The 12,958-nt window shown below is 40.3% G+C and carries 11 protein-coding genes; 4 read left to right on the plus strand and 7 right to left on the minus strand.

Annotation, left to right across the window (positions count from 1 at the left end):
* Positions 1-145 precede the first annotated feature (145 nt).
* Entirely contained in the window at positions 146-499 is a 354-nt protein-coding gene (gene panD / locus N5O98_RS21675; RefSeq protein ID WP_004301789.1) for an aspartate 1-decarboxylase, read from the minus strand.
* Between the two features lie 18 nt (positions 500-517).
* Positions 518-1,363, minus strand: a complete 846-nt coding sequence (gene panC, locus N5O98_RS21680; protein ID WP_004309009.1) for a pantoate--beta-alanine ligase — start codon at positions 1,361-1,363, stop codon at positions 518-520.
* Between the two features lie 142 nt (positions 1,364-1,505).
* On the opposite strand from panC, the gene N5O98_RS21685 reads away from it, so the two are divergent.
* Positions 1,506-2,339 (plus strand): glycogen/starch synthase, encoded by an 834-nt coding sequence (locus N5O98_RS21685; RefSeq protein ID WP_004304593.1) that lies wholly within the window; start codon positions 1,506-1,508, stop codon positions 2,337-2,339.
* A 21-nt stretch (positions 2,340-2,360) separates the two neighbouring features.
* A complete protein-coding gene (locus N5O98_RS21690) occupies positions 2,361-4,061 on the plus strand; it encodes a DUF4270 domain-containing protein (protein ID WP_004309010.1) in 1,701 nt (566 codons plus the stop codon).
* A gap of 167 nt (positions 4,062-4,228) precedes the next feature.
* Here N5O98_RS21690 and N5O98_RS21695 read toward each other — a convergent pair whose 3' ends face one another.
* The 3 genes from N5O98_RS21695 to N5O98_RS21705 are packed head-to-tail and all read right to left on the minus strand — an operon-like array spanning position 4,229 to position 8,910.
* A complete protein-coding gene (locus tag N5O98_RS21695; protein ID WP_004309012.1) occupies positions 4,229-5,674 on the minus strand; it encodes a glycoside hydrolase family 57 protein in 1,446 nt (481 codons plus the stop codon).
* A gap of 16 nt (positions 5,675-5,690) precedes the next feature.
* Positions 5,691-6,956 (minus strand): glycosyltransferase family 4 protein, encoded by a 1,266-nt coding sequence (locus N5O98_RS21700; RefSeq protein WP_004309013.1) that lies wholly within the window; start codon positions 6,954-6,956, stop codon positions 5,691-5,693.
* A gap of 16 nt (positions 6,957-6,972) precedes the next feature.
* Positions 6,973-8,910, minus strand: a complete 1,938-nt coding sequence (locus tag N5O98_RS21705) for a glycogen debranching enzyme N-terminal domain-containing protein (RefSeq protein WP_004301783.1) — start codon at positions 8,908-8,910, stop codon at positions 6,973-6,975.
* A 214-nt stretch (positions 8,911-9,124) separates the two neighbouring features.
* On the opposite strand from N5O98_RS21705, the gene N5O98_RS21710 reads away from it, so the two are divergent.
* Entirely contained in the window at positions 9,125-9,778 is a 654-nt protein-coding gene (locus tag N5O98_RS21710; RefSeq protein ID WP_004309014.1) for a rhomboid family intramembrane serine protease, read from the plus strand.
* A 128-nt stretch (positions 9,779-9,906) separates the two neighbouring features.
* Here N5O98_RS21710 and N5O98_RS21715 read toward each other — a convergent pair whose 3' ends face one another.
* Entirely contained in the window at positions 9,907-10,506 is a 600-nt protein-coding gene (locus N5O98_RS21715) for a MarC family protein (RefSeq protein WP_004301781.1), read from the minus strand.
* Between the two features lie 137 nt (positions 10,507-10,643).
* Between N5O98_RS21715 and N5O98_RS21720 the strand changes: the two genes are divergently transcribed.
* On the plus strand, positions 10,644-11,312 hold the full coding sequence (locus N5O98_RS21720) for a Crp/Fnr family transcriptional regulator (RefSeq protein WP_004304586.1): 669 nt from the start codon (positions 10,644-10,646) through the stop codon (positions 11,310-11,312).
* Positions 11,313-11,409: 97 nt separating this feature from the next.
* Here N5O98_RS21720 and guaA read toward each other — a convergent pair whose 3' ends face one another.
* Complete coding sequence (guaA, locus tag N5O98_RS21725) at positions 11,410-12,933, minus strand: glutamine-hydrolyzing GMP synthase (RefSeq protein WP_004304584.1); 1,524 nt, start codon at positions 12,931-12,933, stop codon at positions 11,410-11,412.
* Positions 12,934-12,958: the final 25 nt, after the last annotated feature.

The following is a 12,958-nucleotide window of genomic DNA, read 5'->3' on the forward strand; positions in this document are numbered from 1 at the left end:
CGAAAAACTTTATACCTAAAGATACGAAAACTTTGGGTAATAACAAAGCCCGGGCTTGAGAAAGTCTGGGCTTTGCGCATAAAAAAAGGCTGTGTCAGCGTTTTGACACAACCTCTTTTCTCATTTCAAATATCAAAGATACTTTCTACTTTACCACTTTGTTCGTCGCAGGATCAGGGAAAATTACAGCCGGTTTAAACGACTTGGCTTCCTCAAAATCCATCAATGCATAGGACATGATTATCACAATATCATCGGGTTGCACCTTGCGGGCAGCAGCACCATTCAGACAAATTTTGCCCGAACCGCGTTCACCTTTGATAATGTAGGTTTCAAAGCGTTCACCGTTGTTATTATCAGCGATATACACTTTCTCTCCCGGAATCATGTTTGCAGCATCCAACAGGTCTTCATCAATCGTGATACTACCCATGTAGTTCAGATTTGCCTCCGTGACACGTGCACAATGAATTTTCGACTTCAACACTTCAATCATCATAAGGTTTCGTCTTTTTAGTTATTCTTTATATTTAATGTTATCGATCAGCCGGACTTCTCCACAGAACACTGTGATGCATCCTACTGCGTAGGAAGTATCTTCCCAATTACTAATTTTCTGCAATGTGTTTCCGTCTACGATCTCAAAATACTCCATACGCAAACCCGGAGCGGCTTCAATCGCATCTTCAACCATCTTTTGCGTCTCGCTCACTGTATGAGTGGCTGCAAAGTTACGACTTTTAAATAAGGTGCGAGAAATATTTAAAGCATTTTCACGTTCTTCTGCAGATAAACGTTTGTTCCGGCTACTCAATGCCAGTCCGTCTTCCTCACGTACAATTGAACAACCTACAATTTCAAGGTTATATTTCAATTGTCGAACCATCTCACGAATAATTGCTAACTGCTGGAAGTCTTTCTCTCCGAAATATGCACGATCCGGCTGTACAGCATCAAACAGCTTGCTAACAATTTGGCAAACACCGTTAAAATGTCCTGGACGGAAAGCACCTTCCATCACCGTATCCAATGGTGCATAGCTAAATTGACGGGTATCCGGTTCCGGATACATTTCGCTAACTGAAGGAGCAAAAGCGAAATCCGCCCCGCATTCTTCCAACAAACGGCAATCTGCATCCAATGTACGCGGATATTTCTCCAAGTCGTTTTTATCGTTAAACTGTGTGGGATTCACAAAAACACTCACAACAGTTACACCATTCTCACTTACGCTGCGCTTTACCAGAGATGCATGTCCCGCATGTAAAGCACCCATTGTAGGAACCAGTCCCACCTTTTTACCTTGGGCTCTTAGGACAGCCAATTCTGCCTGTAAGTCCTTGATAGTGTGCACTACTTTCATTTTCGTCAATTGGTTTATGTTTTACTCGTTTGCAAAAACTCTGCAAAATAAACTAATATTTGCCACATAAAGAAAGAATATCTTATTTAATGTGTCTTTTTTTTCGTATCTTTGCAGAATATTATAGTGAACTATTGTTATTATGACAAAGGCGAATAAAGTTTTATTTATTACTCAAGAGATTACACCTTACGTTTCAGAATCCGAAATGGCCAATATAGGTAGAAACCTTCCACAGGCGATACAAGAAAAAGGCCGTGAAATCAGAACCTTTATGCCTAAATGGGGAAATATCAATGAGCGCAGAAATCAACTGCACGAAGTGATCCGCCTCTCTGGTATGAACCTGATTATCGACGATACTGACCACCCCTTGATTATAAAAGTTGCTTCTATCCAATCCGCACGCATGCAGGTATATTTCATCGATAACGATGATTATTTCCAGAATCGTATGCAGACAACGGATGAAAATGGTATAGAATATGATGATAACGATAGCCGTGCCGTTTTCTATGCACGCGGTGTATTGGAAACAGTGAAAAAACTTCGCTGGTGTCCTGATGTCATTCACTGTCATGGCTGGATGACAGCTTTAGCTCCTCTTTATATTAAGAAAGCCTATAAAGACGAACCTTCTTTTCGCGACGCTAAAGTGGTATTCTCTGTTTATGAAGATGATTTCAAGAGTACACTTAGCGACGATTTCGCAGCCAAATTGATGCTGAAAGGTATTTCTAAAAAAGATTTAGGTGATTTGAAAGAGCCGGTAGACTATGCTGCTCTGTGCAAACTCGCCGTTGATTATTCGGACGGAGTAATACAAAACAGCGAAAAGGTAGACGAGTCTATTATTGAATATGCCCGCCAATCTGGCAAATTGGTACTTGACTACCAAAACCCGGAAAACTATGCAGATGCCTGCAACGAGTTCTACGATCAGGTATGGGATGCTACTGCAAACGAAGAAGAATAAAAAAATCAAGATACGACGATCATGAAAGCAAAATACGCCTTAATAGTTTTACTGGCAATCACCTTTTGGGGTTGTGATGACAACACTGCCGGACTGGGATTGAGAATGTTTCCAGAAAGCGACCGGGATATCAATGGAAAGCTATCTACATTTGATGTAATTACCGAATCTGTTCATGCCGGTAAGATATATGCAATGACAAATGTCGGTTATGTAGGTAAGTTCACTGATGAAACATTCGGAACTTATCAGGCAGGTTTCTTGGCACAACTAAATTGCCCTGAAGGAATGACTTTCCCTGGAGTATACAATAAGACAGCTTTAGACAGCAAAGGGAAAGCTACTCAAATAATGGTAGGGGACGATAATGAAGATAATAAAGATGTCACTTTCATACGTGATGATGAAAATAAGATTATTGGTAACATCCATACAATCGAACTTTACCTATGGTATAGCAGCTATTTTGGAGATTCATTAACTGCATGTCGTTTAAGTGTTTACGAACTAGGAGAGGCTGAAAAAGAACTTAATCAAGAGAATGCATATTATACAGATATTGAGCCTGAAGAATTTTATAATCCTGAAAATCTACTGGGAACTAAGGCCTATACAGCAGTCGATTTATCTGTTAAAGATTCTATCCGCAAACTCAGTACATATGTACCTAGCGTACATGTTTCTTTTAAACAGGACGCTGCAATAGAAATTGGCACAAAGATTATACAAGAAGCTAACAAATTTGGCGTTAATTTTGATAATAAAACATTCAGAAAAATATTCAAAGGCATTTACGTAAAAAGTGATTATGGTGATGGTACTGTGCTTTACATAAACCAAGCTCAAATGAATGTTGTGTATAAATGCTATGCAGTTGATACACTCACTGGTATTAAATTGAAAAAGAAAGTAGCAGAAGAAGATGGAAAATATAAAGACTCGACCTACTATGGATATCGTACCTTTGCCACTACTCGTGAAGTAATTCAAGCCAATCAATTAAAAAATGAGACACAAACGATAGACAATTTAATCAACTTAGAAGAAAACTGGGACAAAACTTATCTAAAGACTCCGGCAGGCATTTTTACCCAAGCAACTCTTCCTATTGATTCTATCGCAAATGTATTAGCTGGTGACACATTGAATGCCGTAAAATTAACATTCACAAACTATAATCAACCTGCTGACAAAAAATTTGGCATGTCTATTCCATCTAATGTTATGCTAATACGAAAGAAAGAAAAAGATTCTTTCTTTAAAGAAAACAAGTTAACCGATGGAATTTCATCATACTTAACAAGCCACAGTAGTAATATCAACCAGTATAGTTTCAACAATATAACCCAGCTGATTAATGCATGTATCGTAGATAAAGAGGAAGCTAGAAAAAAAGCTGGTAGTTCGTGGGATGAAAAGGCATGGGAAAATAATAACCCTGACTGGAATAAAGTTGTATTAATTCCTGTCTTAGTAACTTATGATTCGTCAAGTAGTAATAGTTATTATGGAACATCTAGCAACATTATTAGCATACAGCATGATTTGAAACCTGGATATGTACGTCTAAAGGGTGGAAAATTGGGAGAAAATTTAGTACTTAAAAAAGATAAAGATGGAAATATAATGTATAATGAAAAAGGAGAACCTATATATGAATATGATCAAAAATATGTTCTCAAACTAGAAGTAGTTTCAACTCAATTCAAGAGTACAAAATAAAGATTATCCATATTAATAAAAATAGCGCAGGTCACTTATGTAACTTGCGCTATTTTTATTAATATTGGACAGGGTAACCACACAAATATGCATTACCCCCACAAAAAACCGTGAGTCTGATTTTCTCTTACTCACGGTTCTATATAACAAGTTTTTATACTGTTTATTTAAGCCTTCTTAGCTTTCCCCGTAGCCTTCTTCGGCTCGGCTGTTGCTTTCTTAACTGCAGCTTTCTTTACAGCAGGTTTTGATTTATCAACAGCTTTTTCTTTTACTACCGGCTCTTTAGCATTAGTAGCCTTTTTGACCACCGTTTTCTTTGCCGCTTCTACTTTTGCCTGTAATTTAGCCAATATCTTTTCCAATTCAGTAATCTCATCCCCCTGATTCTTAATGGTAGTCAATAAAGAATTTAATTCTTCACTGTCTACATCGGCAGGATATAGTGCATCTACCCGTTTGATAAAGTCACCCAGAATATTCATATAGTTAGTGAAAGCATCATAAGGAGAATCATAGATTCCACGATTCAACCACATACCATTATTCTTCGTTGTCATAAAACGGAAGTTATTGCTAGCCTGCAAATAATCCCAATCCTGTTTGATACGACGGTCGTCACACAAATGAACACGTTCAGCTACACTATACAATTTATTAAAAGCCTCGCGTTGCATAACATTACCCAGCCAACAACTAGTATCTCTCTCTTCATCCACCCACGACATCGGATATGCAACATTGAGTTGTGATACTGATTTCAGCTTCGTTACAATTTCAGTCGGTGTAGAGAAAGTAATTCCCTTAGCCTTTGCACATTCCGGCAACGCTTTTAAGAATTCAAGAATATTAGAGGATAACGGTTGAGCCATACCAAGCGAACTCAATTCCATAAAGATATTAATAACTTGCTCTTCTTGCGGCAATGCATCGATCCAATTAATATACTTATCAGCAAACAACGGATATTCCGCCCACTCCGAATTAGAAAAGCGCAAACTGATGTCGTCAGAGAGTTTGAAATCCCGCAACAAGAGCTTAAGACTTGGAGCTTGATTACAGTGATAAACATAATGCGGACTCTTCCACCCCAACACATGTTTAGCACCTTCCGTCAACATCCCCTTGAAGCCCATAGAAGCTACCAATCCACCAATTTCATCAGAATAAATCAGACTAGAGTTGCGGAACACTTTCGGTTCTTTGCCAAACATCTGTTTCATCTTATCACGTTGACGAAGTACTTCTTCACGGAAGCAATCCTCGTTAGCCAGTGAAGACAAACCATGCGAATAAGGTTCACATAAGAACTCACAACAACCAGTTTCATTTAACTGATGCAATAAATCAATGACTGCCGGAGCATGAATTTCCAATTGTTCCAAGGCTACTCCCGAGATAGAAAGTGCTACTTTAAAAGCACCACCCGAGTTTTTCGCCATCTCGATCAACGCATTGAGAGCAGGAATATACGAACGTTCAGCGACCTCATTCATACCCGTTTCGTTGGCATAATCATCATAATAATAATGGTCATTACCAATATCGAAGAAACGATAACGTTTCAAATGGATAATTTGATGTATTTCAAAATAAAGACAGATAGTTCTCATTTTATTTATTGTTTTGTTATTTACCATAGTTTCTTAACACAGACTCGTAGAGAGCACGGATTCTCAAGCCAACTTTTTCCCACGTAATCCCATCTACTTCCTTCTTTCCCTCTTCTTTGAGATATTCGAAAAGAGACGGATTGGTACACAGAGAATGGATAGCGTCAGCCATTGCATGAATATCCCAATAGTCAGTTTTTATCACCTTATCAAGAATCTCGCCACATCCAGACTGCTTAGAAATGATGGAAGGTGTTCCACACTGCATGGCTTCCAGCGGAGCGATACCGAAAGGTTCAGAGACAGACGGCATGACAAATACATCACTGTTCTTATAAACCTCATATACCTGTCTGCCTTTCATGAAGCCCGGGAAGTGGAATCGATCGGCAATACCACGTTCAGCAACCAAGTTAATCATGGCATTCAACATATCGCCTGACCCCGCCATTACAAAACGAATATTACGAGTACGCTGCAATACAAGCGCAGCAGCTTCTACAAAATATTCCGGTCCTTTCTGCATCGTAATACGTCCAAGGAAAGTGACCACCTTTTCTTTTGAGTGATCGGGACGTGGAATATCCAGCAGTTCCTGCGACAATGGATAAACAGCATTATGCATGGCAAATACCTTTCTGGGGTCCTGATGATACTCGTTAATAACAGTGCGACGAGTAAGCTCGGATACGCACATGATACAATCGGCATGATCCATACCATTCTTCTCAATCGAATAAACAGTAGGATTGACTTTGCCACGAGAACGGTCAAAATCCGTAGCATGCACATGGATGCAAAGCGGCTTTCCGCTAACCATTTTGGCATGTACTCCGGCAGGGTAAGTCAGCCAGTCATGCGCATGAATGATATCAAACTCCTGCTGACGGGCTACTACTCCGGCAATGATCGAGAAATTATTAATTTCTTCGTGCAAGTTCCCGGGATAACCACCAGCAAACTCCATACACCCCAAATCATTCACATGCATATAAGAAAAATCGGCATAAATATGATCGCGGAAAGAGTAATATTCTTCCGGTGTCATTTCCAACAAGCGGGACTTCAAGTAGTCGTAGTTGACATCACGCCACACGATGGGTACTTGATTCATACCGATTATTTTCAAGAACTTTTCTTCTTCACCGCTCGGTTTAGGCATACAGAAAATCGTCTCCATATCACCTTGCAGACTCAATCCTTTAGTTATTCCATAAGAAGCAACCGCAAGACCACCATATATTTTGGGAGGGAATTCCCATCCAAACATTAAAACTTTCATCTTCGTTCCTCCTTTTTTAATAATACTTAGACAGTAGCTTTAAGACACGCAGTATTTCTGCTACATTCATCGCAAACGATACTGCGCCGCGTCCTTTGAAAGGCGGGTTCCCATCGAATAGCTCGGGAATGGAACCAACACAATGACTTGTCATTTCGTCATCATAACTAATCAGTTGGCGTTCAACGAATGACAATCCGCTCATCTTATAAATTCGAAGATAAGCTTCCAGATAGAACCCCATCAACCAAGGCCAAGCCGTTCCCTGATGATAAGCATAATCACGTTGTATCTGCGGACCTACATAGTTCGGATTATATCCGCCACTCTTCGGACTCAACGAACGAATTCCTTTCGGAGTGAGCAGCTCTTTGGTCACAATATCAAGCACCTGTTTCTTTTGTGCACGATCCAAAGGAGAATAATCAAACGCTACGGTAAATATCATGTTAGGACGTACACTCCAATCCATCATATTACCGTCTACATAATCAAGCAGATAACCATATTCGTTACGGAATACCTCGACAAAAGACTTTCCGGTTACTTCTGCCTGCGCATCGAGTTCATCCGCCAAGTATACGTCTCCTCCTTCGCGCACCAAATCAGCTATAAAACGCAACGCATTATACCACAACGCATTAAATTCAACAATATACCCCGTACGAGGAATCACCGGATGTCCGTTCACTGTAGAATTCATCCATGTAATCGCCTTATCCGTACCGTTGGCAAAAAGTAATCCATTATCATGCAAGAAAAGATTCTCATGTTTCCGCTGACGAATAAACTCCATTATATCTTTCAGAAGTTCTCCGTATTTCTGACGACATTGCTCACGGGAAGTTTCTTTTGCATATTGCTGCAAAGCCCAGACAGCCCAAAGCAAAACGTCAGGATGCTCCATTTCATAAATCTTGTAGCCTACTGGTTCTTCATTTATAAAATTGCGAATTGCCTTTTCCGCCGTTTTCATCACATCCTCAAACTGATCGACCTCATCGAGCGCAAGCGTCAGTCCCGGCAGGGCAATGAACATATCACGTGCACGACATTTAAACCACGGATAACCGGCAAGAATATAATGTTCGTCTTCCTGCTGGTTATGGAACTGATGAGCGGAATTCTTCAGACAATGGTAAAAGCTATCACGAGGGGTACGATCAAGCACTTCAGCCTCAAATGTTTGTTTCAATCTACGGGGAGTCACTTCTGAAGTTCCGGCAGAGAATACGATGCTCTCCCCTTTCTTTATATCCACCTCAAAATAACCGGGAACATAAAGGTCTTCATTGAAGTCATACCCACGCTCTTGTTCTTTCGGGTATTCAATACCCCGATACCAGTCAGGCATGAAATGAAACTCACACTTTTTATTCAACTGCATATATAGTTCCGGATATCCGGGATACATACAGGTTTTAATACCATTTTCCACAAGTTGATACTCGCGGCTTGCCTGCGCATTTTCATGTGTGTACTCACGTACACTCCTGAAAGCGAGGAACGGGCGGAAGCGCAAAGTCGTAGCCGAATGCGCATCCAGCAAAGTATAACGAATCAGGATTCTATTTTCATGATGTACAAAGATTTTTTCTTTGCGGAGGATAACACCTCCGACACGGTAAGTTGTTGCCGGGATATGCTCACAATCAAACTCGCGGATATACTTGTGTCCGTTAGGACTAAAGTTGTTTCCCTGATATTTGTGCAATCCCAAGTTAAACTCCGCACCGTGTTGAATTACCGTTTCATCAAGAGAAGATAGCAGCACATGATTTTCATCGTCGATATTGGGAACTGGAATTACCAACAGGCCGTGATATTTGCGTGTGTTACAATCAACAATCGTCGTACAATGATAAGCTCCTGCTTTGTTCGTCCGGAGGATTTCTCTTTGAAGAGACTCTTCCAGATTCGTCATGAGGGTCTTGTCAAATCGTAAATAACTCATAGTTGTGCATTATTAAAGGTTAATTTATTGGTCATTATATCATATATCTATTTATTGTTACATACCGCATATATGGACTGTAGCATCATATACAACGGGTATAACGCCCAAATGTACAAATTATAGATAAAAACAAAAATAAAAAGGCTTTTTATTTTCAGATTTTGTGCAAATATTCGTAGTATTGCGTAAAATATCTAAAGAAAAGAATGTCATGAAGCAAGATATTCAGCGTATCATGCTGGCTGCAGCAAAGCCTTTGTTTCCTATTTTTATTCTCTATATACTCAAGATTATGGAAGTCGGAATGGACTGGGACTTCTCTCGCTTGGGGGTATATCCTATGGAGAAACGGGGGCTGGTAGGTATTTTAACTCACCCATTGATACACAGCGGATTTAGTCATTTACTGGCAAATACAATTCCTTTATTTTTCTTGTCATGGTGTCTTTTTTACTTTTACCGGGGGATAGCAGGTAAGATTTTTATCCTAATCTGGCTCGGAGGCGGACTACTTACTTTCCTGATTGGAAAACCGGGATGGCACATTGGTGCCAGCGGATTAATTTACGGACTTGCCTTCTTTCTCTTTTTCAGTGGTATTCTCCGCAAATATATTCCACTCATTGCCATCTCTTTACTTGTCACCTTTTTATATGGAGGGATTATATGGCATATGTTTCCTTATTTCTCCCCCACCAATATGTCGTGGGAAGGACATCTTAGCGGAGGAATTATGGGGACACTCTGTGCTTTCGTTTTCGTAAATCACGGACCGCAACGCCCGGAACCTTTTGCGGACGAAATGGAAGAGGAAGAAAATACAGAAGAAGAAACAACAGCAGCAGAAGAAGAAGAAACGTTATAAATGCCAACTCGTGCCACCACATTGGCACACTTGTGACATCAAAGTGGCACGATTGCGACAAAGACATGTCACAGTTGTGCCAACACGATGGCACATCCGATACAATAGCTTTCAATTTAATAAGAAAATCAAGACCGATGCAACGCCTCAATCAATAACGTTATATTGGCTGTAAACAACCTCACAGAAATAGCTAATAAGATGATACCAAAGAATTTACGAATAATATAGATGCCTCCTTTTCCCAGGAAACGTTCTACACGACCGGTCATACTCACTACAAAGTAAACCCAGATCATATTCAAGACTAAAGCTATAATGATATTAACACTGGCATATTCTGCCCGAAGAGAAAGCAAAGTGGTGAAAGCTCCGGCACCTGCCAACAGAGGAAAGACAAGCGGCACCAAAGTTGCTTCTTTGATAGGACCCTGGTTCTTGAAAATCTCAATATCCAGAATCATCTCCAAAGACATAAGGAAAATGACAAATGCACCGGCTACTGCAAACGATTCAATATCTACATGAAAGAGTTTCAGCATCATATCTCCCGCATAGAAAAATCCGATCAGCAAAGCAAAAGAGATGACAGTAGCTTTCATTGCATTCACATCTTTCCCTTTTTCTTTCAGGTTAATTATAATAGGTATAGAGCCGATAATATCTATCACGGCAAAAAGTACGATAAACGCACTAATCATCTGCTGCCAATTGAAGCCTGCGAACATAATTCCCTCCTTTTTTTCTGCAAATATACTCTATTTTTATGCATTCAAACAATAAAAAAAACAAAAAGAACGGTCAGATGTTGACAGCAGTATTGTATTATGAGTAAATTTGTACGATTAACAAGAGATTACAACATATGGAAACAATGTTCGACACTTTGCTCCAATTGCCTTTATTTCAAGGTCTTTGTCATGAAGATTTCACAAGTATTCTGGATAAGGTCAAGCTACACTTTATCAAGCATAAAGTGGGAGAAACTATCATAGAGAGTGGTAGTCCGTGTAAACAACTCTGCTTCCTATTAAAAGGAGAGGTTTCTATCGTCACAAGTTCCAAAGAAAATATATACACCGTCATCGAACAGATGGAAGCACCTTATCTGCTGGAACCACAGTCGTTGTTTGGCATGAATACCCATTACACTTCTGCTTATGTGGCACATACGGAAGCGCATACCGTCAGTATCAGCAAAGCATTCGTACTTAGCGACCTGTTCAAATATGAAATATTCCGGCTGAACTATATGAACATCGTAAGTAACCGGGCACAAAATCTTTACTCACGTTTATGGGAAGAGCCGACACAGGATTTAAGAGAGAAAATCATTCGCTTTTTCCTGTTACATTGTGAAAAGGCGCAGGGAGAAAAGATATTCAAAGTAAAAATGGACGACCTTGCCCGCTACTTAGATGATACCCGGTTGAATACATCGAAAGCACTCAACGAGCTACAAGACAAAGGATTATTAGAGTTACGCCGGAAAGAGATTCTTATTCCGGACGCACAAAAGCTGGTAAGCGAGTAGATACGGACTGAGCAATCAAAAAAAAAAAAACTATCCATCATAAAAATAGCCTCAACGGAAATTCCTGTTGAGGCTATTTTTATGATGGATAATGTTATTATTCCCATTCAATGGTTGCTGGCGGCTTGGAACTGATATCATAGGTTACACGGTTCACTCCTTTCACCTTATTAATAATATCATTCGATACCTTACCCATAAATTCATAAGGTAAATGTGCCCAATCAGCCGTCATGGCATCTGTAGATGTCACAGCACGCAAAGCAACCGCTCTTTCATAAGTACGTTCATCTCCCATTACGCCCACAGACTGTACCGGCAACAAGATAACTCCTGCCTGCCATACTTTATCATACAATCCCCAGTCACGCAATCCCTGGATGAAGATATCGTCAGCATCCTGCAGAATACGTACTTTTTCAGGAGTAATATCTCCCAAAATACGCACTGCCAGTCCCGGTCCCGGGAACGGATGACGAGTAATCAGATGCTCCGGCATACCCAGCTCACGACCTACCCGGCGCACTTCATCCTTAAATAACAAACGAAGCGGTTCACACAACTTCAGATTCATCTTTTCAGGAAGACCGCCTACATTATGATGGCTCTTTATCACTGTGCCCGTAATAGACAATGACTCAATACAATCCGGATAAATGGTACCCTGCGCCAGCCATTTCACGTCTTTTATCTTGTGAGCCTCCACATCAAATACATCGATGAAGCCCTTACCTATAATCTTACGCTTACTTTCCGGTTCAGCCACACCAGCCAGTTCTGCGAAGAACTTAGCGCTGGCATCAACGCCAATCACATTCAGACCGAGACACTCGTAATCCTTCATCACATTCTTGAACTCATTCTTACGTAGCATACCGTGATCTACAAAGATACAAGTCAAGTTCTTACCGATAGCCTTGTTTAACAACACTGCTGCAACTGAAGAATCAACTCCGCCACTCAAACCGAGAACGACTTTATCATCCCCCAACTGCGCTTTCAGCTCGGCAACCGTACTTTCAATGAAAGAAGCCGGCGACCAGTCTTGTTTGCAACCGCAAACATCTACCACAAAGTTCTTCAGGATTTGAGTTCCGTCTTCACTATGGAATACTTCCGGATGGAATTGAACACCCCACACTTGCTCACCTTCTACCTGATAAGCAGCAATCTCGACTTTATCTGTTGAAGCTATTTTCTTGAAATTATCAGGAATAGCAGTAATCGTATCTCCATGACTCATCCATACCTGCGATCCATCACGTACACCTTTAAATAGCACATTATCTTTGCAGAAAGAAGTCAAGTGAGCACGTCCATATTCGCGTGTTCCGGCTGGTTCCACTTTTCCGCCATTGGTGTATGACATAAATTGTGCACCATAACAAATACCCAATATCGGATATTTACCACGAATTTCACTCAAATCTACTTTGAAAGCATCTTTATCGTAAACCGAGAAAGGACTTCCGGAGAGAATGACTCCTTTAATAGTAGGGTCTTCTTTAGGAAATTTGTTATAAGGAACAATTTCACAATACGTATCCAATTCACGTACACGACGGCCTATAAGCTGTGTTGTCTGCGAACCGAAATCAAGAATTATTATTTTTTCCTGCATATCAATGGTTGGATTTTGAATAAAT

The sequence above is a fragment of the Bacteroides sp. LFL-34 genome (assembly GCF_027257075.1).
GTDB classification, from domain to species: Bacteria; Bacteroidota; Bacteroidia; order Bacteroidales; family Bacteroidaceae; genus Bacteroides; species Bacteroides ovatus.